Here is a 26,255-nt window from a genome sequence, read left to right as displayed (position 1 = left end):
AAGGCGAGCACTTAAACGCTGAAATATCAAAGCACAACGACATTCAAAGGTAACACCAATGGCAAGCAACAAAAATACCTTCCCACCTATGATTAACCCAGACCCTTTTATACTTATCATCATCGTAACGATAGGTCTTATTTATTACTTCACTCACACCGTCACCGCCGATTGGGAAAGGCGCTTGTGGCACACCCAGACACTGAGCATCGAGAGACACGTGGAACAATGGAAAGCGCAAGGTAACGACGACTTATCAAAACTCAACATCCAAATTTTGTGTGTAGAAACGAACTTACCCACTGATATTTGCGGTCCCAACAACGATGGGGTAGCCACCAACCCTTTCGGTGGTCACTGGATAGTAACCGGAAACCGCGACCATCCAACCTGGTTGGATATCACTGCCACTCTCCCAGACGATATCAATGAAAACAACCAGGTTACCGAAAACGTACACATCAAAAAGACGGTCAAACTTCAACCATAGCTCGACCTCTTCCTCAACGTATTTTTAAACCATCGAGATACCAGTATGTTTAACGTAGAACGTCCTTCTTCTCACCCTGAGTCATTACTCAACATAAAGAGCAAAGCAAAGTTATTAACGCCCCCCTTTACCGTCACCGCGTTTCGATACAGTCAAATTGGTTCGGCTGAGTATAACGAACAAGTACTTGAAAATGTTCTAGATACGGAAGGTTTTAAGCGTGAAGTACCATGCCCAACCTGTGGTAAAGCCGCGAGCGAGCGTCATTTTGATGAGTTAGTTGGTGGATGTATCAATCCAGTGTATTCGCTCGATTGTTCCCACTGCGGTCATCATGAGTGTGACAAGGAGTACTGCTCTACTTGTGACGCTCTTAATGATTTGAGTGAGCATAGAAACGAAAGACTTCTTCATTGTGTGATGCTGTTTGATCACGCTGGAGAATATGTTCAAGCCGCTCAGAGCGTCCCTGGTATGTTATGGACCCATTTAAAGCACGAAATCTACCGTGACCAAGATATCCGACAGGGACTTTGTCACTGGTTAGATTTAGATACGCCAACACCAACGTTGATGATCAAGTTACTTCGACAGAAGTTGTTCGATATCCGCTTCAAGGTTCGTCTTGATGCTCGCATCGAGCAAGGGAAGCTGAACGAAGCTTAAAACTTTATTGTTATTTTTCTTAACCTCCAGAGGTAATACATGAACGCATCTACTATTCAAACAATAGCTCTAAAGCTGCTTCAAAAACTTAAACTTATCCCTAATGATTTGATTTCATTGTCCCAACTTGATTATCAGGTTCCCTTAGAGAAGCACCTAGACGAGTACAGAGAGTTAATTACTACTATCGAGAATCAAACTCAATTTTTCAGTCAATCCAAAACACCTTGGTCAAGAAACCATGCCCTCATTCATGACGAATATTTGTCGTTTCTGTGCGCTTGTAAATCCAATACGAGTAAATCAAAGAGCGGCAGCCCTGTCAGAGACCGGCCAAAGGTCATTGGCAATACAACTACCCAACAACACACAGATATAGTGAACGATAAACAGAAGCCATCAACTCTTCCTGATCAAGCACAATTTGAAAGAGATGTAGAGTGGTATCAAAACAAAATGATCGAACGGTCATTGGGGTTCGCTTATTGGGAAGAGATTTTTGACTGTTCTTTTTCACGAGGAGCTGAAAATTCCCCAACTTATTGGCACAAAGTCCATAAGGAAGCGAGCAGACGATTCGAACAACAACTTCCTTCAGAAGACTTAGATTTCAAAGCTAGCTACCGTGAGTTAAATCGATTGGCTTTATTTATCATCAATGTTATCGCTGGGTGTTTAATTGACACACAAGGAAAAATCAACACAGACACGATGGAAGAAATACTACAAATCACTCATAACTTATGGAACGATAAAGCACCAAGAACGCTAGAGCAACACGATCACGTTGTAAGCCAATTATTAGCATGTTTAAAGCGGATTGAAATAAACACCAATAGCCCCTTTACTGAATTTGTCCATTATGATGAGATCATGAACATTCAAAGGTTAAAACAAGGCTCTGATCATGACCATAGCAATGAACAAGGAAACACGGGAAGTAATCCATGGTGAAAAACTGCGAGCGATGGATGATGATGAGATCCAATCTTCTACCTATGTATGTCCATATGACAATTGTGCAATTCCTGCTATACCAAGCTCCTTCAAGTTAAATAACAAAAAAGGCTCCTATTTTAAATATAGAGAGAAACACAAAGACGGTTGTCAATCTAAACACCATCGCAAACGTCAAAAAAAAGGTGGGACTCAAAATACTGATTTCACGGCGCACGTCAGTCAAATAACACTCCCTATAGCTAAGAATAGCTCGCACAGTTACACGAGAACATCAGCCCAAAACAGTAACCTTCCAAAACAAACTCAACCCCAAGGAAGAAGCTCTAGATACTTAGATGCCGTCGTTGATTTTTATTTAAATGATCCAGACAGTGCCGAAACCAAACCGCTAAAGCTTCCAGAAAACAAGGAAAAAACTTATAGAAGTACCTTTCAGAGAGTAATAAATGACAAGGATTATCTACGAGGTCATATTTTCTATTGCAAGATAAAATTTACTCAGCGAGAAGAAATGCATGAAGATGATATGATATTGACTCTTCTCCCCACATATCAAGGAGAACACTATACTTTAACGATTTCCACCCAAAACTGGTCAAAAAATCAAAAAGCAGCCTTTCAGCTAGAGTACCAAGCCCTATTAAAATCAGCTAAAGAACACTATATTGACGCAAAGAAAAATGAGAAAAAGGTGACACTACATCCTTATATATTTTTCTTAAATTACAAAAATGCTAATAATAATTCAAACTTTAATATCGAGTATTTTGAGTTCATTTCTTTGCATTTTTCGAACGAATTTAGCTTACCTTTCAATAAGTTTGGTATCGCAGAAGTCGCAGAAGTCGCAGAAGTCGCAGAAGTCGCAGAAGTCGCAGAAGTCGCAGAAGTCGCAGAAGTCGCAGAAGTCGCAGAAGTCGCAGAAGTCGCAGAAGTCGCAGAAGTCGCAGAAGTCGCAGAAGTCGCAGAAGTCGCAGAAGTCGCAGAAGTCGCAGAAGTCGCAGAAGTCGCAGAAGTCGCAGAAGTCGCAGAAGTCGCAGAAGTCGCAGAAGTCGCAGAAGTCGAAGTCGCAGAAGTCGCAGAAGTCGCAGAAGTCGCAGAAGTCGCAGAAGTCGCAGAAGTCGCAGAAGTCGCAGAAGTCGCAGAAGTCGCAGAAGTCGCAGAAGTCGCAGAAGTCGCAGAAGTCGCAGAAGTCGCAGAAGTCGCAGAAGTCGCAGAAGTCGCAGAAGTCGCAGAAGTCGCAGAAGTCGCAGAAGTCGCAGAAGTCGCAGAAGTCGCAGAAGTCGCAGAAGTCGCAGAAGTCGCAGAAGTCGCAGAAGAATCATCCAACTTTTTCAAAAGATCTGTCAAGTCAATTATTAAGTTTTTATCTAAAAAATAGCTCTAATTAGATGGCAATTACGCATTGATCACTTTGAACTAATTGCATTTGGCAACGTGTATGCCACCTACTTACTCACCCTTGATGAAACAAGCCTCAAAAAGTCATTGAGAATACTTAAGGAGGTTATGTTGGGCATTACTCACAAACAGTTCCATACCAACAACACACGTATTCTTTCCGTAGGATTTATGCTTGAGATTGTTATTGGCTTACTTTTCGGTATCGGACTGCACTAAACCCAACCATCATTCAGAAACAGCTCGCTTTTGCCTGCTATAAGAATCTAATTCTTGTTGAGGCGAAAGGAGTACGCCTACGGCGAGCCCTTAAACGCTGAAATATCAAAAGCACAACGACATCCAAAGAGACGGGCAAGCTTCAACCTAGTTCGACCTCTTCCTCAACGCCTTTTTAAACCATCGGAATACCAATATGTTTAACGTAGAACTTCCTTCTTCTCACCCTGAGTCATTACTCAATATAAAGGTCAAAGCAACGTTATTAACGCCCCCCTTTACCGATATAACGTTTCAGTACAGTCAAATCGATTGGCCATCCCATCATTGCGAACCGAATGGCATTTTAGTCAATCATTATTACCCACCTAATCACCGCTCTGCCTATGGCAGTGCCGCATTAATCGACTATAGCTCCATGAGGATTGAGCTAAACAACATGTAAGTGGAGGAGATATGGACCCCCCCATCACAATGAGCTTATTGACCTTGTTAAAGCACTGCCGTAGGCCCTTGTATTATAAAACCAAAATCAATCAACTCCGTAACCATGAAACCTTGTCATTAGGCGCCATCCGCCAATCCAATAACCGAGGCGGGTTTGATTATGGCCAAGCCTACATTCAAAAACGCACGAAGGGCCGCTATGAATTTGTCGGTATCTGGACACTGAGTTCCAAATCCACACGTAAATGGTGTTGGGTTCAAGGCGGGTTCACTGTCAATAAAGGTCAGGTACAATTCGAAAATGACATTAATGAACAACAGCTTCGTGCTTTTTTCAAAGTATGTCGTTACCTAGGCGTCTACAAACGTGACGAGGAACGTCGCCGCCGAATCATCATCGCGTCTCACCGTCGCGTCAATAACCAATACCCTCACACTTATGGTTCATACGACTATCCCCTAACAAATGAAGAAGACAGTTGGTTTTATGAACATGATTTTAAATCCTTATTTTGTGGAGAAGTCATAAACAATGGTCGTGGATGGCAAAGCGCCAGGTTTACCCTAGATATTCGCGACCGCATCGCCGCAAACCCAGTATTGGTCTTTTTAGATAAATATCAAGAGGTAGACTAATGCACGTATCCTTCTCTTTCCCTAATACCGACATTCATCTCTCTCAATCAGTAACCCAGGCATTCTATAGGCGTTCGCACGCGCTCAACTATGGAGTAATGGATTGGTCAGAATTAAGGGCTTGGTTAAACAGTCAGACTTGGATGCGTATGGTCAAGCACGTGGAGCAACCAGAGGCTGACACGTTAGAGCTATGCGGGTTTTATCGAATGGTAAAGCACCACCGCACGCACGCGGTTACGTTTGAACGTAAAACCTTACAGATAACGGATGACATGATGTCAGTGTGGTCATGGCGGCGTACATCGTATATACCAGGATTCGCACTACAATATTGTGGTGGTCAAATCTCTCATCATTTTCAGCTGATATTGGATACGGTGCTCGATGCATTGTTAAAAGACCTCGTTAAGCAAGGGATAACTCAAGTCTATGCACCCAACCGTCAAAGTGCTATTAAGACTATACCAAACCAACGCTTTGATAAACGTGAACGCTCAGAACACCTAATACCCATCGACCAACCATGGGGCAGGGAGTTACTCACCAAACGGCTCACCAATCAGTTTGCTATTCTTGGTGATGACTCTAGAAGAGCTGGCAAAAGTCTCGCGAAATATCTCTGGGCCTTTGTAGACAAACCTGTACTGTCTTTGTATTTGAAAATCCATCAATGTTCGTTGAGTGCCACGTCGTTTAAAGCGGTCCATGCATTAGCGAACCAAAAACTGGATGTGCAGAGGTTTCAAACGCAGGCATTGTGGCTTCCCTGGTTATCGCGAGTCCACAGAAAACATTACCATCACCCAGAGCTGTTTAGTTATTCGTATTTATTGACGTGCGTAAGAGGTGATGTGACTAAAAACATGGTGAGGAAAATCAACCAGCAACAAAGACAAGTACAACATTGGTTGATAGAACACCTTCACCACGCTCCTCAGTTACTTCCCGTACTTGGCATGCTTCGCGCCTATCCAAGCAGCATTGTCCTGAAACTGTTGAACATTATTGCACGGGTGCCTCTAGACCCATGCTACGACGACCGACGACCCATACCATCGAACAAACTCATTGTGCATATCGTACAGCGCTGGGCACACTATTTTTTACCGATGGCAGGTCAAGTAAAAGTCAGAAAACAGAAAGACCAATGGCGGCGTGCGCTGAATCAGTTTCAAGATATTTGGGATTGGATGCTCAATGAAGAGGTGGCGCTGCACAAAAACCAAACTTGGTACTCTCTGACGCAGCAGCACGAACGATGGATAGCCAAGCTCAATGTGGAGAATCAAGCGAAAGCCGAAGCGCTTGACGCCACCACTTGGACATCTTGCCAAAACGCCTACATGCTACCCAAAGTAAGCATAGAAGAAATCACGGCAGGACAGAGACTAAGGCAAGAAGGTCGTGAGATGGAGCATTGTGTGTTTTCCTATTTGGAGGATTGCGCTAAAGGCCGCTATCGAGTGTTTTCACTTAAGCGAGAAAAGGAGCGCGCCACACTAGGGTTATCTCAAGACCCTATTACCTTACAGTGCCAGTATGACCAACTAAGAGGTGCTCAAAACGAACTGAGCAGTCGCGAAATGGAGCAAGCGACCAGACAGCTTATTCAACAAATCAATACGAAGATAATCACGTTTCAATCTTAACCCTTACGCTTTGTTCTCACTAAAAGCGTATCGACCAACCCGTCCAATCTATTAAGGAAAGCTTTCATGCAATATGCACTTATCACTTTAGAAGGTGCGGCATTTCGCCCTTTGGTGGATGCCGCCGAAATATACGCGTTCAACCAAGGTATCGACGAATTCCAAGACGCCCCGCCAACCGACAATGACAAGCAAAGCTTGGATATGGCCATCGTCTATGGCGTTTACAAACCACAGCCGGATATGCAATTTCCTAAAAGTGAAATCAAACGTCATTTGCTAGAAGGTGTCGGTCACTGGCTCGCTCATATCCATGGATTGGAAACACTCTACCTATTACTGGAAGATATTGAGATGTTTGATGATGTCACGTTGGTGAGTCATTGCGGCCACTGTCCAAAGCCTCATGCGACAAAAGATATCGCCTTTGCCGCGTTAATGGGAGTACCGAAAGTTTTTGAATTTGGGAAGACTCTGGCTAAAACCACTTACCTACGCTGGCACGATATGGACGTGCTCACCAACGCCCTCAATAGGAAAGGTTTGTACACACTTATCGCACCTGAGAAACGCTTTAGTAAAGCTCTGACGAAAGCCAATTGGCGCTCACGAATAGATCAGAAGCGAGCGATTAAATACGCACAGAAATGGCGATAAGTGAATACGTCTTGTAGGCAATACCGCCTTTAAACCTCTCAATAATTCGATCAAATCTAAAGACCTTCGATTCCCCCGATAGACAACGCACTTTTAAAACAATCCAAAGACTGAAATTTTTCAGTTAGTATCAAGAAGTATTAATTGACTCAACTACTCTTGGAGATAATTAACCGTGCGCAAAAGTGATTTCTTAGGTCAACTTAAATCCCTCGTTTCAGGAAACAACCCAGTAACCAACAAGCCTCTTTCAAACACATCCATAATGAAAGATTACAACAACATTAAGCTTCTCGTTGCATTAATAGAAGAACTGGAAATATCTCTAGAAGAGGAACGTTTAATCCAAGAAAAAAAGAAAAGCTTAGAAGAAAGGAGCGCCCAAAACCGCCTAGAAGGAAAACCAGAACGACACGGTTTTTCATGGACAGAAAGTGAAAAAATCGAGTTAAAAGATGCCTTTTTACAAGATTTATCACCAAAAACAATTGCTAAAGCTCATCAACGGACAATTGGCTCTGTCATTTCCCAACTATTGACAATGAAGTTGATTGATCAAGATGAAGCAGACTCATATCAATGATTCTTACTTATTATTAATGAGGTTCCCTAATGACCGAAATCATCCAGCAACTAACCAACCAAAGACGAGCAAAGTCATTACTAAAACACGCCACTCAACATCAAATTAAACGGATACTGGATAACATAGTTTCCATAAAAGAAGAGAAAGAGCACGAAGCCCAAAAGCAAGCTGAACACGAACAACAAGAGCGCCAAGCGCTCGAAGAAATGCGCGAGGAAATCCTCAATAAAGGGCTCGACTTTGACAAGCTTGTTAGCTTAATGAAGCCTCAAAGAAAAGCCAAAAAACGCAAGTCTACAGGCACAAAAGGCACACCAAAAACCTACCGTTACGGTGACAACAAAACATGGAATGGCGAAGGAGACGTCCCCGAAGAAATGCAAAAGATGCTGGATGAAGGATTGGAACTCGCCGATTTTTTGCAGCCAGAGTGAGGCCGACTATCCCAAACAACTGACGTTCACTCACTAAGAATTTTCCACTAACTCACTCCAAACTCGACCCGCAAAAACGATTTTTCCTACACGGAAAATCGCCCTTTCGCGCCCGTCCATCACCGTGCAATTTCAATCCCCCAAGGATTGTTAAATTGCTAGAACGTGATGGGAGGAAGCGTAAAAAACGACAAGCCGAAACGCTGAAAGAGACGGAACAAAATGGGACTTCTGGGCGTTCTCACGCCCCCATTTTGAGACGTCGATAGAGGCGTTGAAAGCGTTCGTTTTTTCAACCTTAGCGAGCACTAAGCGAGCTTTAGGTTGCAGCCCTTTAGGGTCGAAGCGTTCAGCGAAGAACCTGAGACGAGGGAGTCCCCGACCGAAGGCTCAGGCGGGGGAGCCGAAACAAAACGTCCAGCGTCCAGCGATTAAGACGAGACCTCCTCCCAGAGGTCGATTTTGTTTTGGGGGCTTGCCCCCGAAAACCGTCGAAGTGGGCGAGACCAAGCCCGTCTGGTTAGTGGAAAAGGAGACATTTGAGCAAGCAAGTTTACGCAGCGGCAAAATGGGGACTATTTCCTCTTCCAGAGGGGCTTGGTCGCGCCTGCGCGCGGCGGTTTTCGGCTTCTTTTGCTCTTAGATTGGGGTTGTGAGCGTGAGGACGTTCAGGACGAAGGATCATAATTCCAATCCATTGAAAAAGCGCGGCTTTTTTAATGATTAGTCCTCTGGACTAACTCGTAATCCTACCCCTCCAAGGGCAGGATTTAAGAGGGCTACCTATGACTGCTACCTATGACAGTTACTTATTACTCTCGGACATAAGTAACTGTCATAGGTAGAAGGCATAACTAACTGTCATAAGAAAATAACATTTTCATAGGATACACACCATGCTCGATCGCATCGAATATCAGCTCTATCTCGTGGCGTTGAATATCCTTTCAACGCTCTATGTTTTTACCTATTACTTTGGGATCATTCTCAGTTTTCTCTCGGGATTGATCATGCCTATTTTGCACTTCAACAAACCCGAGAGAGAAGAACAAGATACCGTTGTGCGACGACTGTTTATTGCCTCGGCATTCGTGCTTTTTATCTTTGGTACGCTCTCGAACTGGACCGTTCCTGCACTGATTGATCTTACGAAAGAGATGTATGGCGTCTCGCCACAAGCCGTACATTATCCCCTTTCTCAATGGTTACTCATCCCTGTCTTTATTGCTGGCATCGTGAGTCATATTTACCTTCGCCGTACTTACACTCCAATGCTGAATCAACTCAAGTTACGCTTCACTAAACGCACCAAAGCAGAGCGCGAAACTCGCACCGATGTTCGTAGCGTAAAAGAATTATTACCAGAAACTACAGAGTACGATCCTCTGCAATACATTGATCTTAAAAAAGGGATATTTGTAGGGTTGGACACTCAGCGAAACCCTCAATACATCCCAACAGAAAAATTCAGAAAACAGCACGCAGATATCATCGGTACTACCGGTGCTGGCAAAGGGGTGGCCTCTGGACTTATTCTTTACCAGTTGATCAAGGCAGACGAAGGCGTATTTGTTCTTGATCCAAAAGACGACGAGTTTGCGCCTCATTTAATGCGCAAAGCCTGTGAAGATGCGGGAAAACCGTTTTACTTAATCGACCTTCGCAAAGAAACACCTCAACTGGACTTACTGGCCGGCGCAACCCCAGACCAAATAGAGGAATTATTGGTCGCAGGATTTAGCTTTGCTGAAAAAGGGGATATAGCGGACTTCTATCGAATTGATGACCGAAAGGCGGCAAGGAAAGCGCCTTTGGAAGCAAGCGACGACGAAAGAAAAACTCTGCGTGGGATCTTCCATTCAAATTACGTTCAAGGGTTACAAGACACCGTGAAAGCCTTTTTTGGAAAGATGGAAGAAATGTCTTTCGTCGAAGCCATTAACGCTAAAGACGGTCTCGACTTGCGCACCATATTCGATAAGGGTGGGTGCTGTTACATCATTGGCAGTATGCGCAACTCGAAGATCTTGATCGCGCAAAAAATGTTACTCATTCGACTGTTTCAAATTGCCGAAACCCGCGATCGTGTCAATACAACACCAAGACCCATTGCGATTTTTTTGGATGAATTGAAATACCATATTTCCAAACCGGCTATGGAAGGATTGGGAGCCGCCAGGGATAAAGGCGTGCATTTGTTACTGGCACACCAATCCGTTGCCGACTTGCGTGATTGCCCTGCGGATTTGAACGGCGACGCCGTCGTTGGCGCCGTCGTTGAAAACACCAAGTTCAAATTGGTGTATAAACTTCAAGATCCAGAAACCGCCGATTGGATTGCGAAAATGTCGGGGATTATTTTAGTCGATGATGAAACCCGTTACATTGAGACAGACGCGTCATTATCCGAAGTGGTGGAATCAAAGCGCAACATTCGACAAGCAGAGCGGCAATATGTGGATACCAATATGTTGCTGAACTTACCGCCCTTTGTCAGTTACATCTTTACCGAATCAGACACCCCGAAACCGTCTTTGATCTCCCCTATCAAAGTCATAAAATCTGAGTTACAGGTACATCAAATTACTCAAGAAGACAACGCGGCTGTCGTCACGCCAGTTCAGCAAGAAGCTGAACAAGACATCGAAGCTACTGAGCCGAAAAACGACTCTCCATTGCGGCAACAAACACAAGAAACATCATCACAAGACCGTGAATCTCAAGAAGATGCTGCACCAGAAAATGGTTCACCCAATACCGAAGAGCCAACACCTACCCCCTCCATTCATTCAGATAAGAAAGGATTGGGACTCACTGAGAACGAAAACACGAACTCAGGGGATCACAAAGCACACACCCAAGAAGAAAACATGACGGCAACCTTGTCAAACTCGCCGCTAGACCCCTTAACGAAGGAAGCGACAAATGACAACGCTAAAAAACAAACTCCCCAAAAAACGTACACTCAAACAAAACCAACACTGAGTGAAGAAGACATGATCAAAAAATTCAATCAATCCATGAAGGAATTCGACGATGCTGACGCTCTCTAACCAAACCTTACATTATCTATGGGACACCCCTCACCCTCAAACAAAGCCTTATGTAGTTGATGGAAAGTTCACCTATGACAGTGTGTTTTCAGTCCTGGCCTTTGCTTCCAACCCTAGACACAAAGACGTAAAAAAGTTTGCCGAAGCAACGCTACAAAATATTGAGGAGCATTTGGTGGCGTACCGTCAAAACGTTAGAGAAGCGCACCAAATCCTCTCTGGGTCGTGTGGCGATATCGACTTCACCCCCGTCCAATTTCAGCAATACGCATTACATTTTGATGAAAAGAAACTCAACTCCGCCCCCGCTATGTTACTGAAAGCCTTCTTAGAAACGGACGTGCTTTTTGTGGATATAGAAAAGGCGCTGAAAAGCGGTGAAATGATGACGCACATCAGCAAAAAGGAGAAAAGCCGACATATTAACCAGCTTAAAAAACTACTCAATCGATTGTCATACACCGCGGTTCAATTCCATAAGCTCCGCAAAGGAGGATAAGCATGGCTAAACTTTTGCACATTGAGGATGCAAAACGAAGAGGCAAAGAAAAACGCCAGTTGATATTGAATTTTTTAAGCATGGAAGGGTATTCGAATTTAAGCAATCTCTTATTACTTTTGAACACTCAAAAGCAAAATATTTACAGCTTACTCAAAAAACTTGTAAAGCAAGGGGTTGTTCAAAAACACACCTTAAAATTTGAGTCAGGCGATATTGCATTATGGGGGATCACCGAACAAGGATTAGGGGAATGTGATTATGATGAAAACAGCCCTCCAGTCATGCAAGCATTTGAACCCTCACGCGTTAAATTTACCACGCTTAACCACATGCTGATGAACCAACGAGTCTACCTAACGCTCTCTAAACAGGATTGGCACAGTTGGCAAAACGGTGACCGTCAAGTATTCAAAGATAAATACGACGTCGAGCATCGTCCTGATGCTGTTTTCACCACGCCTACTGGTGTCAATTACGCCATTGAAACGGAATTGACGTTAAAAACTCCTACTCGCTATCGCTCAATTTTGAAAAGTCATATCGTGGCGTACAACAAAGGCTACTGGCAAGGCGCCGTGTATGTGGTCAAAGACGACAATTTTAAAAAGCACCTCAATCGACGTTTCGATAACGTGAAATACATCGCCTTTGATGAATCAAGGCAACCGTTTGAGCACTACCGGAACGATCATTTCATCATTCTGACACTCGAAGGGTTAAAAAACCTGCAAGTCACTCGATAACCCTATTTCCATCCACCCTAAATACGCTCTCCATTCGGTAGAGCGTTTTTTATTGGAGCACCACTATGCGCGTATTTATTGCTGAAAAACCCTCACTCGCTACCGCCATTTTTAAAGGACTGGGCGGCAACCCCGACACAGAAAAGAAACACGGCTATTACCAAAAAGGCAGTGACATTGTCACATGGTGTTTCGGGCACTTACTGGCATTGTTCGATCCCGAAGACTACGACGAAAGCCTTAAACGCTGGACTTTGGACAGCTTACCCATCAAAACGCCTTACCCTCCGGCATTCAAACCTCGCCAAGACTCAAAAAAGCAATTGGGGATTGTGCTCGATTGGGTCAAAAAAGCTGACCGCATTGTCCATGCGGGCGACCCCGACCCTGAAGGATGCTTGTTGATTGATGAGATCTTGATGTACGCGGGCAACACCAAACCCGTTGAGCGACTATTAATCGCCGACTTAAACGATAAGCCAGTGAAAAAAGCCCTCGCCAACATGCGCCCCAATGCTGAGTTTTTGCCATTAACGCAAAAAGCCATGGCCAGAGCGTTGGCCGATCAGTCTTTTGGCTATAACCTTACTCGCTCTTATACCCTAAAAGCTCGTGAAAAAGGCTTTGATAGTGTGCTCAATATCGGTCGAGTCATCAGCGCCTTAATCGGTATGGTCAATGAACGAACCTTAGCAAACCAGAACCACCAAAAACAAACCTACTTTGAGTTATACGGGACGTTCCAGTTTGGCCACCAAACGGTAAAAGGCAAACTGCAACCTAATGAACACCTATTTTTAGACGAAGACAATCGCTTAATTGATGGAGCGCAAGCCCATTCCATCAAAATCGCTGACACAGGAGCCGAAGGGACCATTAAGCACGTCGAAACAAAAAAAGAGGTGCGTCAGCCACCTATGCCGTTTAATCTCTCCAAGCTGCAAATTGAAGCTTCAAAACGATGGGGTTATAAACCCAAAGACACCCTCGACATTGTTCAGGCTTTGTACGAGAAGCACAAGCTACTCACTTATCCACGAAGTGATAACCAATACCTCAGTGACGCCCACCTAGAGGCGGCTCCTGACATTCTCAATGCGATCAAAGCCACGATGCCTAACCTTACCTCACAGTTACATGGCGCAGCCCTTAGTTCGACGCATAAAGCGTTTAACGCCTCTAAAATCGAAGCGCACCACGCCATTATCCCAACGGAAAAACAAGGTGATGCGTCAGCGCTGTCTGAAAAAGAGCAGCGTATTTATGAACTGGTCGCCAAGCACTTCATCGCGTTGTTCTATCCTGAATCCATCAGAGAAAAGACCACCGTCGATGTGGGCTGCGTCATGAGCCGTATCTATCGCGCCACGCAATCCACATTGCTCACTCAAGGTTGGGAAGTCCTCTTTAAAGGCGAACACCAGGACAAGCCCAATGCGCAGCTAGGGGATTTAACCACGCTGTCAAAAGACGAGACAGGACCTTGTGACGCGGTCGATGTCATCGAGAAAGACACTAAGCCGCCAAAACTCTTCGATGATGCCAGTTTGCTCAAAGCGATGACCGAAGCCGCAAAGTTTGTTAAAGACGCGGCGCTGCGTAAGCAACTGGAAGCCAAAGATAAAAATACTCGTGGGGAAAACGGCTCAATAGGGACAGAAGCTACGCGAAGTGGTCACATCGAAAAATTGCGTAGCTTGAAACATTTGATTCAGGTTGGCAAAGAAAAAGGCTACAAAAACCCTGTATTTAAAACCACCGAAGCAGGACAAGAGTTTTGTGCCCTACTCCCACCTGAAATCATCATGCCCGATATCTCTGCGATTTGGGAAGGAGATTTTGATTTAATAGCAAAACAAGAGTACGACTTAGAGCGCTTTATCGCGGCGGTAGATAAGTACATCGAGCACCGTGTTGAGCATGTCAAAGAGCATGGAGTTCCAATCACAATAAGAGAAGGGATCACTTGCCCAACATGTCAACAAGGCCGATTATTAAAACGTAACGCTAAAAATGGCGCGTTCTGGGCTTGTAATCGTTACCCTGATTGTAAAACCACGTTTCCTAACGATAATGGAAAGCCCAACCTCAACCCCAAGCCTAAACAAAATAACGGCACGATGCGTGAAGATGAAGCCTGTGGTCAATGTGGCAAACCGCTCATCCAACGCCCCACCAAAAAACCTGGTAACTTTTGGTGGGGCTGCTCAGGCTTTCCTAGCTGCAAAGTGCGTTATTTTGACAAAGATGGGCGCCCAGATAGAGACAAAGGTGAGTTGTAATGTCTAACACTATCGAAGAGTGCCGCTTTATTGTCGCGCTGACTCCAACCCAATTACAGGTGTTGCTTAATCGGGGTGAAACCGCCTCGAGGCACTTGTATTGTACTTTTATTAGTACGCACCTTCCCAAAGACTTGCTTCACCAGGTCAATACTTCCCATATCGCCAGCTTATCATTTTCAGATGGTCGCACGCTCTACCCACCTCAAGTTAGCCACTGCGCTTAACTCAAAAGAAAGCCCGATAGTAGAAACTATCGGGCACTTTAGTTTAAGCAGCTTTGGACACCAACGTCTCCTCAAATGCTTTTAAATATTGATGGGCTTTGCTCGCTTGGGCGGCGGCTTTGAAAATATAACGCTTGTCATTTTTCAATACCTCCAACCAACTCGCAATGTACGATTCGTGTTGAACGTCACCAGTAATGCCAAAGTCCGCCATTAAAAACGCTGCGCCTAACTCTGCCACCAACTCCTCAAACGCGTAATCCTTACTCCCAAACCTACCTTTACTCTCGCGATTTAAACGGCTCCAATGACCCGTCCAGTGCGTTAGCTCGTGCATGATTGTGGCGTATAAATCCGCTGTATGATGGAATCGTTCACGCTCTGGTATCACAATTTCATCCGTCGATGGCCTGAAATACGCTTTCTGACCGTGATAACTTATCGACGCGCCGGTCTGTGCAATAAATGCTTCCACATTGTCCAACGTTTCTATGTCATGGTTGTCCTGAGCCTCGATAGTGACTGGACGCTCAATCCCTTCCACTTGGTCAAGATTGAAAACACAGTACGTTTTCAGCATCGGATAGCTTTCTTCCACTTCCTTGCCTTTTTCATTCACACCCGTTTTTTCTACCGTTTTGTAAAAAAAGATATGCGTTCCTTTCTCACCTTTTCGTACCTGACCTCCAAGTGCTTTCGCTTGCTTGAAAGTCAGCCACTGCGACGACGAAAAACGATGCATTTGAGCGCTCATCCAAAGCAGCATGATATTCATGCCTTGATACTCTGAATGCGTCGAAAAATTGCTTGGAATACCTGACGCTTGAGACACTTCCCAAGGGCATGACCATGGCTTAATGCCTTGCTCCAACGCTTCTATGATTTGGTTTGTCACTTCCTGGTAAAAGTCTGTTTTTGATTGGTGTGTAGTCATAAGAACCACTCCTTGAATTAGTCGATTTAAAAAAACGCTAATTCGGCTGGCCAATGCCAGACGAACTGGCATTGCCTTGCGGAGTGTTCCGCTACAAATGATTGTTGTTATGCGTGTTTCAGTCGGTCTTCCCAACTCAACGCCCAATGAACACGAAAAATCTCGTCCATATTGGGGAGTTGATACACATAATTTGATAATTGATTTAACAGAGCCTCAAAGTGCTTGGTTTCGGCGTTTAAACCGTGTTTCCTTGCACTGAGGTAGAACTTCTCAAAAAGAAACAGCATGATAGCCATTCCCAAAGAGCGTGGCGTCATGTCATACCCAACGTCCGCATTTGGAAAGGCAAACCACCCTCCATTGCTTAGCTCTACAATGCCCCATTTTACCCGCCTTAAATCCTGATTTATCCCGCAGCATTTTGTTCCTATGAGCTTCATACCACATTCAAAATGAACGTAAGTTTGAGACACAGACGCAATATACTCGCGCGCAATAGGCTCGTAACTCACAAGATTGGCGTAAATTGGTTCGTGTTGCATAGAAACCTCTCTAGATAAACAAAAATAAACTGTTCATCCATCTGACCGCTGTCAGACGAACTGACAGGGCGCGGAGGTATCCGCAAAAAAGCAGGACATCACGCTCACCAGAAAAACTGGCTGGGTCGCAAGTATCCGCTATGATAGGTAATTTGGTGTGTAATTCAGTTAAGCGAAGAATTTCAAAATGTGCTCTTTAAAGAACACCGTAAACGTCAGAACAACGATTAGCCATTGAAGGCGATCAAACTTACCTTCCAGCTTATCAAAACGCTTATCAAAACGCTTATCAACTTGCTCAAATCGCTTATCGATCTGCTCAAATCGCTTATCGATCTGCTCAAACCGCTTGTTGTTATCCGCCTTTAACTCCCGTACAAACTCTTTCAGATTATCTACCGACTCTTGAGTGGCATAGTGATGCTCAAACTGCTTCGCATGAAGCAAGGCATCAACCAATTTTTCAGCCGGTATCTGTACGGTGTTCATTTCATTATCCATATTATCTCCTTTTATTAAGGAGAAACGCCCATAGGGACGTTTCCCTATGAGGCTTATTGATTAGTGTAGTTCCCACGCGTTGATGGAAATCTGCCACACTTTCCAGAAGTGTGGGTATATCCAGTATGGTGAATATGCCATCATATTTCAACCATTTTAACTAAGTGCCTACCGATACTGATTTAGTTCGAGTTTTTATAATATCCGATATAGAAAACCAGGCTATTAAGGTCACCGAGCTGCATATTAACATCACTTCTTGAATCGAAGGTTCTGAATATAGCGCTGACTCAAACAAGTAAGAAATAGCAGGAATCACTGATAGCATACAGACCGTCAGCACAGGCTTAGTGACTTCCATTCCTTTTTGAAGTAAAAAGAACGGGAGTACAAAACCAAATATAGAAAGCCCAGACACCTCGACTAGCCCCACTTCCTCGCTAAGGCTAGCACCAGTTGAAAAGACGACACCTGTAGCGACAATACCTGATAATAGAAAACGAAATGCCAAGATTTCATCAATGGACAAATCACCCATAAACTTAGCGTTCGACTTTAATGAAATTAGCGCAGCACCGATTCCGGCGAGGGCCGCTAAAACCAAACCAAGCAACAACGCTGCTTCTATTGCATTGACCTTAACTGCAAACAAAAGAGTTAGCAAAGCAATGGTCAAAGCTTGTGCCAACCTACCAACAGATTCACGAGTTATCACTGAGACTACAACCACAGCTACTGCCGATTCAAATAGAGCAGCACTGGAAGCTGGAATATAGATTAAAGCCAAATGAAACGAGAAGAATGCTAACAAAGTATATAAATTCATCTTTGCCAATGACAGCACCTTCTCCCTAGTGAGATTCAAATTGTTCGAAGCCACTAGTTTGCACAGAAAAAATAGCGAGCATAAGAAAAAGGAAGCCGCAGAGAAAATCATAATTTCCCCACTACTAAACTGAAAACTAACACGAGACAAAGCGAATGCCTGCAATGTCACCGAGGCCAAAATTAACACAAAACCCAACATATCTACCCCTGATTCCGTATAAACCTCATGCCCCAAGCTCTTTAATCGCTTTTCGAGGCTAGATTAACATTAAGCATCTTGAAAACATTCGATCCACACTCCATATCTTTCTCACCAGATGTACTATCTTCATGCTCGCCAGCGCTGAAAGATAAGAGACCATAACTGACTATAGAGAAACGCTTCAAAACCTTATGCAACCCATCAAAGACTTTGATTACTACCGGAACCTTCACCAAGTTGTGAGTAACGCCTTGCTTCACCTATTATGCAAAATTTCAGTATCAGAGCGTCATATTCCTACTGCGAAACGCAATGAGATTTTGATACGTTATCTGAAGCCGAAGGCGAGTGATAAAGCTTACAGTAACATTAAAAAAGACATCAAACTCATGCTTCAAGTCGGGCGTCATAAGAGAGGGAACTTAGAAAGGCGATTGTATCAGTTAAACGACAAGGCCAAAGAGACCAAAATCATTGGCGCAGAAAGGCTCTACAGCTTACTGGTTTACCTTTATGACCATGAAGGTATTGAGTCGAAGTTATTTGAGGAGGGTCAAACACCAGAGCCAGGTATTTTGTATATGTTAGAAAGCCACATTGAAAACTGTATCGATGAGGATGACAACCAAGTATCGCCGATGTCAATGCTTATCCAACTAGAGCGCGCGCCTGAGCTTATTGATATTATTAACCAACATGGCTGCTTCCAGGCCGAAATGAAAGAATGGAACAGTGACACCTTCCAAGCCCACCTACTCCTCCATCCTGCAATGAAGCATTAAACCATCTATGATGGACAAGGAAAAAAGAGCGGCACAATTTTTAGCCAAGGCCAAAGAAAAGTTTGGGGACCTCTATGATTACTCAAACATTCAGTACGAGCACAACCGCGTACAAGTGACCATCATTTGCCCTCATCATGGAGAATTCCGGGTACTGCCGAACAACTTTCTGGCCAGAGACATCGGTTGCCCTCATTGTGGGCGAGAAGCCGCAAGACAGAAAAGGCGAGAGAACTACAACAAAAAAAGAGCCATCGATGGCTGCGGGGCCAACCAGTTCAATGTCCGTGGTTATCAAACCCAACACCCTGATCTATTGAAAAAAATATTTGAGTAACCTCAATGACGCAACGCCGTCACTTTAGGGTTTACATGAATGTAAGCCAGGTCGCAATCAAACTCCAACTTAGTGCCTTGCTGATGCGCCACGGCTGACATAAAACGCGCCATACAACTCAAGGTTTCTTCTGTCCCTAACTCAGCCAACGCCTCAACAATGTGTTGATAAAACTGCTCTTTCTGTTTTGATTTCATCGGTCCCAACACCTTTTACTCAACAAAACCATCTTACCAAGCATCGCTCTACAAACATACTCATTTGCATGCAGTGCGCTTGTGATAACATTCTCAACATCAACGATGAATTAATGATTCTTAAGTAAGTGACAAGCCCGTTTGTACCCCGTCAAATCCCACTTACAAACACACGAAAGTGCCTCTCTCAGAATAAAACAGAACGATTATTACTTAACCAACAAAGACTGTACACCATGATATTCATACCGTTGATATACAACTCACTTTCTATTGCATTCAGTCATCAATGGTCCTACCACTGCCTCTCTCCTATCGCGCAGTCAACTACACTAAGTGAGTGTCAGAGGCGATAAAACCAACCACCTATCATGAAAATCCGATATTTCATTATCAAACAATGGCGAGGGTATACGGGGTACACCATCGAGCTCGCACTCAGCTGTCACGGTTTAACACTGCTCGATACACAAGAGAGCATCGAACAATTGATTAAAGAGCGCTTATGTCACCACCCACCGCGTCACTATTTACCCTTATATGACCGACGCTGCGTCTGTCGCGCCGTCATTTATACGTTGCTGCTAATTATACAGTGGAGCTGCGCTCCAAAAGGATTGCACGTCAATACTCGATATTGGCGTCAAGATTAACCATCTCACTCAAAAGTTTTCGTTTTGAGGGTTACGAGGCAAAATCAAACCGAAACAAAATCGCATCACAAACACATTAGCCCTGTGGCACAAATCCGCACAATGTCCGGGGCTATAAAACTAAGCATCCCAACTTGTTGGAACAGACATTAAAGTAGTCACGTATTTACCCTAAAATTAAGTACATCATAAACTTTTCGAACCGTATTAACCGCCCGCCCAGTCTCTGCACTCGCTTTGGCAGCAATAGGCCACGCTCATGAACGCTGACTACATTGGGATAATCCGCCAGTAGAGTTTTCGCTTTCTTGCTCGCTCTCCCTAAGCGTTGGTCATTAAGCAACTGAGATCGATGTTGACCACCTTCAATCTTACTCTGGTGATGGCGATACGTAACAAAGCATTCGTGGCTCGTTACCTTGCGTTTACCGAAGTTGCGAATATCTGTGTTAAATAAGTATGGAGGCACGCTCAAAGCATCACTGTACTCAGTGAGAGAGCCTAGTTTATGTTATAAAAGAGGCGCGCAAATTATATCGCGAGAGGAATCAAATGCTCTCTTCAACCCACCAATTCCCTTCAATTAATAAGATTTCCGAACAAATTAATGGAGAGGAAGGGCATGTAAGCAAACACGAAAAGTTAATAGAAAAAATATCGCACCCACAACTCTAATAAGCCACATATAATTAACTTTTAAAATAATAATAAAAATTAAGCTCTTTTATAGTTTGGAGAAGAGTGTTATTTTATATTAAATCTTAATTAGCAAATAATGGTGGAATTATGAGGAAAAGCTTATATATACCTGCGATGATTATGAGTTTGTCTGCTTCAGCAGACTCAATTATTGTTGATAGTAATAATAAAGTTATTTTTAATAATATTGAAACAATCATTAATACACGTAGTACGATGATTGGGATTAATGGGGATTATGCATATGTCATAGACTCATTTAAAGGAATTAGTAAAGATTCAGATGTAATTACAGATTTATATACAACTTCTGACTGCACTGGTGAAGCTTATGTTCATATAGGAAGGGAGTATCCATTTACTGGTCCAGAAGAGAACGTAAAAAAAATTGTTATAAAACCCTCCACACTCTATTATTCACCTCCGGAGCTAGAAAATAAGTCTATGCTAATTAACCTAGCAGACGTAAGGGATTTAGTTATAAAGACACGATATATTCCAGATCCAGAGGTAGGCTGCCACCAATATGGACTCGACGATGACGGTGTACTAATGTCTGTTTATCCTTTAAATTTAGTTGATGACATTGATGTAAATTTGATAAAAAACTCTGATAATGATTATCGTCGAATTATTGGTACAGAACCTCCATATCGATTACTTAATTTATAATCGAATACAGAGTTAGCTTATAGGAGCTCCGTAAAATAGAATGAGGGCTACATGGTAGAGCTTAATCATCATTATCCCTCACAGTGTACCCATTTACACCAAAAAATCAAATTACCTATGCTACTCTTTCCTAGCCTAACGCAAAGGAAAGAGAAGCATGTTTTAGGGGGCACCTTTATACAGAATGCAGTACTACGTTTCCTAACTATAACGGACTGCCTCATCATAATAAATATCTAAGTTAATACTTTAACAAAACACGAAAGTGATGTATGGCTACAATGCCTCACTAATCGCATATTGGAGCCATGCGGTTAAGTCAATATTAATCATAAGGATCTTCATCTATGATTAATATTAATTCATTAGAGATAACTTTTACAAATATAGAAAATGTTAAAATCACTAGTCCCAACATTGGAGAAAACGTCAAGTATGATGTTGATTTGAGACTATATACATCTAGAATACCGCATAACAATTATCCGTATAGACCAAGTTACATTCACATGTTGGAAAGAGAGCATCGAACAATTGATTAAAGAGCGTTTATGTCACCACCCACCGCGTCACTATGTACCCTTATATGACCGACACTGCGTCTGTCGCGCCGTCGTTTATACATTGCTGCTAATTATACAATGGAGCAGCGCTCCAAAGGGATTGCACGTCAATACTCGATATTGGCGTCAAGATTAACCATCCCAGTCAAAAGTTTTCGTTTTGAGGGTTACGAGGCAAAATCAAACCGAAACAAAATCGCATCACAAACACATTAACGGCCTGTGGCACAAATCCGTTCAATGTCCGAGGCTATAAAACTATAGCATCCAACTTGTTGAAACCGATATTAATACACCATGACTTAGAAACATATCTCACCTGTATCAAGAAAGTATGTGTGACGAATAAAGAAGATCACGTATCAAAGGAGCAACATATTTTCTTGATACACTATTTATTTGAATGAGTTCTTTTGGTACTGCATCAACTGACCTTCTAATTTCGCACTCAGATTTTGAGCTTCACCAAGAGAAGCTTGTGTCTCTAAGAGCGCTTCGTTCTTCTTACTCAGCTCTGTATTTAAACTTTCTATGCGACTTTCAGCACGAATATGTGCCGCTTTCTCTTCATCGAGTTTGTCTTGTAACTGGTCATTGTCCGCCTTTTGATTCGCGATCTGTGCCGTTAACGAACCAACCTGTCCCTGCAGCGAACCTAGCTCTTTCTCAGACGTTTTCAAGCTTGTATTCAGCTCAATCACTTCCTCTGACTTCTCTTCTAACTGCTTGTTTAATTGCTCCACTTGACTTTCAGACTTCGCTTGCGCTTGCTGCGATGAAGAGAGGTTGCTGAGCGCTGCTTTTAGCTCTTGACCTGTTTCTGATAGCTGTTTGTTTAATGACTCAACTTGACCTTGGGCTTTCGCTTTATCCGATTCGGCGATATTCAGCTGCTTTTGCATCGATGTGATCTGCTTTTGCATCTCAGCTAAGCGTTCCTCACGCTCAGAAGCGGTATCAAGCGCCACTTTAGTTTCACTCTGAGCAACATTCAACGCGGCATTGAGACGGCTGCTCTCTTTATGCTCCTGCTTTAACTGCTCTTGTAAATCAGCGTTTGCTTCAAGTGCATCTTCTAACTGCTCGAACGCTTTATCTTGCTCTTGAATGGACTCTGATTCACGCTTTGCAGCGTTAGCGGCACGTTCATTAGCTTCTGCTATCGCTTGGTTAAGACGTTGTTCAACGGTGTAATGAGCGTGATCGTTGATCTGATGTACTAGCTGTTCAACGTCACCCAACATGATAGATAACCTTTCTGCGACTTCTGGCGGTAGCTCTTGATGAGTAATGGTTTGCTCGGTTGAGTCAGGAAGCATTGGCGCTAGAATTTCGCCAGAATCTTCAAGAGCCTTAAACGCAGACATTAAAGCAGATGGGCGGCCTGTACCAATCTTGTTACGCAATGACGTTCCATTGATATTTTTACCCTCAACTAAAAGCGCATTGGCTGCTTCTATGACTTGTTGATCTGAAAAAACTCTTTCTCTGGCCATGTTACGTCCCTCTGTCACGTTTAATGTTTGTTTGTACGTTTGTAATTATACAAACAATCAAACTAACATACAAACAAATAGCATAAAATTCACTCAGGTAAGCTTGAGTGAGCTATTTTGCTCAAAATGGTTAGTTATAGTGCATTAAATTCAAAAAGTGATGATTTTGACCGTCACGAGGGAAGATCGAGGTGAAATCAGATCGCATCACAAACGCTTAACATTTGGCAGAAATCTGTAATTTTCTTTCAGAGTAAAAATCGAAGGGATAGGTGGAGGAAAGCGTGACTTTTACCGATTATCTGTTTTTGCTGCATCGAAGTTGGTAAAAGTCACGCTTAATTTGTGAATTTAACATAAGGTACACATCACGCACAACAAATGTAAGCGCAAAGTTGTAATGTCACTATTTACCAAAGTTAAAATGTCTCTTTAGCTCGTGGTCACTAAGCTTTACTTACAACCAGCTAAGGATGCGTTTAAGATGCTAGTGACTATGAATGATTCTGATATCAATCGTTTTAAAGTAATCCAAGATGTTTGCGATCGTAGGATCCGACGAGTCGACGCGGCAGACATCCTTGATTTGAGTGTTCGCCAAGTTCAGAGGCTTATGAATCGCCTGAGGGAATTCGGTGCTGTAGGATTGACTCACCAAGCTCGAGGTAAGCCAAGTAATAACCGCTATCCTAGTGACTACCGAGACACAGTTTTAAAACTGATTCGTGATCACTATTCTGATTTTTCTCCAACGCTTGCTAGAGAAAAACTATTGGAGTTACATAGCCTTCCAGTATCTAACGAGACCTTACGAAGTTGGATGATTGCAGATGGTTTATGGACGCCACATTCGCAACGCAAGCCTAAAGTTTACCAACCTCGCTACCGACGTGATTGTTTGGGCGAGCTCGTTCAAATTGATGGCTCTCACCATGATTGGTTTGAAGGACGCGCTGACAAATGTTGTTTACTGGTCTTTATCGATGATGCGACTGGCCGCCTGATGAATTTAAGGTTCAGCGAAACCGAATCGGCCTTTGATTACATGCTAACAACGAGAGAATATCTTAATGAACACGGCAAACCCGTAGCGTTCTACAGCGATAAGCATTCGATTTTTCGGGTGAATCAGGAAAAGCAAAAACAAGTCGGTCAAACTCAATATGCCCGTGTATTAAAAGAGTTAGGTATTGAACTGATATGTGCGAACAGCTCTCAAGCTAAAGGTCGTGTGGAGCGAGTAAACTTGACGCTACAAGACCGACTCGTCAAAGAGATGCGCTTACAAGGAATTAACACCATCGAAGAAGCGAATGCTTGGCTTCCCTACTTCATTGCCGATTTCAATCGACGCTTTGCTAAGCCGGCAATGTATCCGAAAAACATGCATCGAAAAGTGCGTGAAACCACACAGGAACTCGACGATATTTTCAGTTGGCAAGAAATACGTAAACTCTCTAAATCGTTGACATTTCAATATGACAAAGTGGTTTATCTTATTGAGCCAAATGAAGAAAATACTCGCTTAGTTCACGAGCATGTCAAAGTCTTAGACTATCCCAACGGAGACATTGCGATTGTGTATGGCCACAGAAAGTTGGAATTCAAAATTTTCGATAAGCTTGAGCATGTTCAACAAACCCAAATTGTCGACAACAAGCGATTAGGTCAAGTACTAAAGTTTGCTCAACAGCAGCAAGAAGAATTCGAGCGACAACAGAAACGCACACGGAGCAAAAAAGCCCCTAAACGCAGAGCTCAACAAAGAGCGCTTCAGGAACAACTAAGGGCTATAAACCCAGTTCTCATCACACCAGAAACCTTCAAAGCATCTAAGAGTAAAACCTAACTCACCTACTCTATTTAGCTCATAAAGAGACATTTCTACCTGGGAGAAAAGAGGACATTTTAAAATGGGATTGACAACAAACAGAATTAAATACCGTATAAAATTTAAACCCAGGTCGAGTATTGGCTGCTATATGGGAGCAATGCGGACATGTAGAGACAGTACTGACCCACCGAAACGCAGTGAAGGTAGACTGTCTCCAGCGTGGCTTATCAGTGCTCTCATCCATCGCATTAAAGCCATCTAGGTACCCAACCTAAACCACCTTAACAAAATCGGTAGCTTATAGTGATATTCAAAGGAAAGATGATCCCTTGCCGTACATTTGACGCGAGAACTTTGATTATAATTTGAACAATGAACTTTCCCATGGTTTTATAGGTACTTAAGCCCATTGCCAAATCAACAGGCAAACCCACTCAACATCGTAGAGATAATAAAAAGATGCTTAAAAGTACCTCGGAACTAATCCAAGCAAGCCTTCAAGTAAATAATAAAAAAGTGACCCACACAAATGTGAGCCGTTTTTATATTCATATAGGAAGCGAAAATGAGCGTATATTCCATTAGTTATGACTTAAGCCATTCAGATAAAAAGTATGAGGAAATTTATTCAGTGATACGAAGTTTGGGAGCGTGCAATCATATCATGGAGTCAACATGGTTACTCTCTACACCATTATCGGCATCTCAAGTAGGCGACAAGCTTACCTCCTATCTGGATAACAATGACAAAATGTTTATATCAAAAGTCAATGAAAATGAATGTGAATATCAAGGGTGGTTAGATGAAGAAACATGGAAGTGGATTAGAGAGCATGTTTGATTGTGGTACCGTATGTATTTCATTGAAATTTAGACATAAACCGATATTTCTGCATAAATAAAAGAAACATCGGTTTTTATTTACATAAAATTAGTTACACTGTAACAACATTAGTCTTAAAAATATCTCCCATACTCTTTTAACCACATTTGAAGATGGGGTTTTGCGCCCATTTCAGCGAAAAATACAATGTGAGCCTTCAGCCCTTATCCGTAA

General features: G+C 43.0%; 26 protein-coding genes. 20 read left to right on the top strand and 6 right to left on the bottom strand.

Features of this window, described 5'->3' with window-relative positions; translation table 11 throughout:
- Nucleotides 1-58 precede the first annotated feature (58 nt).
- The 15 genes from LY387_RS26160 (at nt 59) to LY387_RS26090 (ending at nt 14,955) form a co-directional block, all read left to right on the top strand.
- Nucleotides 59-490, top strand: a complete 432-nt coding sequence (locus tag LY387_RS26160) for a hypothetical protein (RefSeq protein ID WP_234498175.1) — start codon at nt 59-61, stop codon at nt 488-490.
- 45 nt (nt 491-535) lie between these two features.
- A complete protein-coding gene (locus LY387_RS26155) occupies nt 536-1,156 on the top strand; it encodes a hypothetical protein (protein ID WP_234498174.1) in 621 nt (206 codons plus the stop codon).
- A gap of 39 nt (nt 1,157-1,195) precedes the next feature.
- A complete protein-coding gene (locus LY387_RS26150; RefSeq protein WP_234498172.1) occupies nt 1,196-2,110 on the top strand; it encodes a hypothetical protein in 915 nt (304 codons plus the stop codon).
- 787 nt (nt 2,111-2,897) lie between these two features.
- The gene (locus LY387_RS26145) at nt 2,898-3,497 is read left to right on the top strand and encodes a hypothetical protein (RefSeq protein ID WP_234498171.1); all 600 of its coding nucleotides are present in this window, start codon (nt 2,898-2,900) and stop codon (nt 3,495-3,497) included.
- Between the two features lie 435 nt (nt 3,498-3,932).
- The gene (locus LY387_RS26140) at nt 3,933-4,181 is read left to right on the top strand and encodes a hypothetical protein (protein ID WP_234498170.1); all 249 of its coding nucleotides are present in this window, start codon (nt 3,933-3,935) and stop codon (nt 4,179-4,181) included.
- Nucleotides 4,182-4,192: 11 nt separating this feature from the next.
- On the top strand, nt 4,193-4,819 hold the full coding sequence (locus LY387_RS26135) for a hypothetical protein (RefSeq protein WP_234498169.1): 627 nt from the start codon (nt 4,193-4,195) through the stop codon (nt 4,817-4,819).
- A 98-nt stretch (nt 4,820-4,917) separates the two neighbouring features.
- Entirely contained in the window at nt 4,918-6,471 is a 1,554-nt protein-coding gene (locus tag LY387_RS26130) for a PcfJ domain-containing protein (RefSeq protein ID WP_234498168.1), read from the top strand.
- Nucleotides 6,472-6,537: 66 nt separating this feature from the next.
- Entirely contained in the window at nt 6,538-7,128 is a 591-nt protein-coding gene (locus tag LY387_RS26125) for a hypothetical protein (protein WP_234498167.1), read from the top strand.
- Nucleotides 7,129-7,303: 175 nt separating this feature from the next.
- Entirely contained in the window at nt 7,304-7,711 is a 408-nt protein-coding gene (locus tag LY387_RS26120; protein ID WP_234498166.1) for a hypothetical protein, read from the top strand.
- Nucleotides 7,712-7,740: 29 nt separating this feature from the next.
- Nucleotides 7,741-8,148, top strand: a complete 408-nt coding sequence (locus LY387_RS26115; protein ID WP_234498165.1) for an H-NS family nucleoid-associated regulatory protein — start codon at nt 7,741-7,743, stop codon at nt 8,146-8,148.
- Nucleotides 8,149-9,044: 896 nt separating this feature from the next.
- Nucleotides 9,045-11,201, top strand: a complete 2,157-nt coding sequence (locus LY387_RS26110) for a TraM recognition domain-containing protein (RefSeq protein ID WP_234498164.1) — start codon at nt 9,045-9,047, stop codon at nt 11,199-11,201.
- Entirely contained in the window at nt 11,185-11,700 is a 516-nt protein-coding gene (locus tag LY387_RS26105) for a hypothetical protein (RefSeq protein WP_234498163.1), read from the top strand. The genes LY387_RS26110 and LY387_RS26105 overlap by 17 nt, the downstream gene beginning before the upstream one ends.
- Before the next feature lie 2 nt (nt 11,701-11,702).
- Nucleotides 11,703-12,446, top strand: a complete 744-nt coding sequence (mobC, locus tag LY387_RS26100; protein WP_234498162.1) for a MobC family replication-relaxation protein — start codon at nt 11,703-11,705, stop codon at nt 12,444-12,446.
- A 65-nt stretch (nt 12,447-12,511) separates the two neighbouring features.
- Nucleotides 12,512-14,728, top strand: coding sequence for a DNA topoisomerase (locus tag LY387_RS26095; protein WP_234498160.1), 2,217 nt, complete (start codon nt 12,512-12,514; stop codon nt 14,726-14,728).
- A complete protein-coding gene (locus tag LY387_RS26090) occupies nt 14,728-14,955 on the top strand; it encodes a hypothetical protein (protein ID WP_234498158.1) in 228 nt (75 codons plus the stop codon). Before LY387_RS26095 ends, LY387_RS26090 begins: the two co-directional genes overlap by 1 nt.
- Before the next feature lie 43 nt (nt 14,956-14,998).
- Here LY387_RS26090 and LY387_RS26085 read toward each other — a convergent pair whose 3' ends face one another.
- The 4 genes from LY387_RS26085 to LY387_RS26070 all read right to left on the bottom strand — a co-directional run bounded on the left by LY387_RS26085 (nt 14,999) and on the right by LY387_RS26070 (nt 17,770).
- Entirely contained in the window at nt 14,999-15,889 is an 891-nt protein-coding gene (locus LY387_RS26085) for an ArdC family protein (protein WP_234498157.1), read from the bottom strand.
- A gap of 107 nt (nt 15,890-15,996) precedes the next feature.
- Complete coding sequence (locus tag LY387_RS26080; RefSeq protein ID WP_234498156.1) at nt 15,997-16,434, bottom strand: hypothetical protein; 438 nt, start codon at nt 16,432-16,434, stop codon at nt 15,997-15,999.
- Between the two features lie 168 nt (nt 16,435-16,602).
- Entirely contained in the window at nt 16,603-16,935 is a 333-nt protein-coding gene (locus tag LY387_RS26075) for a hypothetical protein (protein ID WP_234498155.1), read from the bottom strand.
- 160 nt (nt 16,936-17,095) lie between these two features.
- Nucleotides 17,096-17,770: a hypothetical protein gene (locus LY387_RS26070; protein ID WP_234498154.1), complete on the bottom strand. Its 675-nt coding sequence runs from the start codon at nt 17,768-17,770 to the stop codon at nt 17,096-17,098.
- Nucleotides 17,771-18,156: 386 nt separating this feature from the next.
- Between LY387_RS26070 and LY387_RS26065 the strand changes: the two genes are divergently transcribed.
- Together LY387_RS26065 and LY387_RS26060 are read left to right on the top strand one after the other, a co-directional pair.
- Nucleotides 18,157-18,747: a DUF2913 family protein gene (locus LY387_RS26065; RefSeq protein WP_234498153.1), complete on the top strand. Its 591-nt coding sequence runs from the start codon at nt 18,157-18,159 to the stop codon at nt 18,745-18,747.
- Nucleotides 18,748-18,754: 7 nt separating this feature from the next.
- Nucleotides 18,755-19,084 (top strand): DUF723 domain-containing protein, encoded by a 330-nt coding sequence (locus tag LY387_RS26060; RefSeq protein ID WP_234498152.1) that lies wholly within the window; start codon nt 18,755-18,757, stop codon nt 19,082-19,084.
- Between the two features lie 2 nt (nt 19,085-19,086).
- On the opposite strand, the gene LY387_RS26055 is transcribed toward LY387_RS26060, so the two are convergent.
- On the bottom strand, nt 19,087-19,281 hold the full coding sequence (locus tag LY387_RS26055; protein ID WP_234498151.1) for a hypothetical protein: 195 nt from the start codon (nt 19,279-19,281) through the stop codon (nt 19,087-19,089).
- A 1,439-nt stretch (nt 19,282-20,720) separates the two neighbouring features.
- On the opposite strand from LY387_RS26055, the gene LY387_RS26050 reads away from it, so the two are divergent.
- Nucleotides 20,721-21,305 carry a hypothetical protein gene (locus LY387_RS26050; RefSeq protein WP_234498150.1) on the top strand — a complete coding sequence of 195 codons (585 nt, stop codon included), beginning with the start codon at nt 20,721-20,723 and terminating at the stop codon, nt 21,303-21,305.
- A gap of 958 nt (nt 21,306-22,263) precedes the next feature.
- Here LY387_RS26050 and LY387_RS26045 read toward each other — a convergent pair.
- Nucleotides 22,264-23,364, bottom strand: a complete 1,101-nt coding sequence (locus LY387_RS26045) for a hypothetical protein (RefSeq protein WP_234498149.1) — start codon at nt 23,362-23,364, stop codon at nt 22,264-22,266.
- 496 nt (nt 23,365-23,860) lie between these two features.
- Between LY387_RS26045 and LY387_RS26040 the strand changes: the two genes are divergently transcribed.
- The gene (locus tag LY387_RS26040; protein WP_234496077.1) at nt 23,861-25,213 is read left to right on the top strand and encodes an ISNCY family transposase; all 1,353 of its coding nucleotides are present in this window, start codon (nt 23,861-23,863) and stop codon (nt 25,211-25,213) included.
- Between the two features lie 550 nt (nt 25,214-25,763).
- On the top strand, nt 25,764-26,039 hold the full coding sequence (locus tag LY387_RS26035; RefSeq protein ID WP_234498148.1) for a hypothetical protein: 276 nt from the start codon (nt 25,764-25,766) through the stop codon (nt 26,037-26,039).
- Nucleotides 26,040-26,255 lie beyond the last annotated feature (216 nt).

This window comes from Vibrio maritimus (assembly GCF_021441885.1).
GTDB classification, from domain to species: domain Bacteria; phylum Pseudomonadota; class Gammaproteobacteria; order Enterobacterales; family Vibrionaceae; genus Vibrio; species Vibrio maritimus_B.
This window is presented reverse-complemented; position numbering and strand designations above follow the sequence as displayed.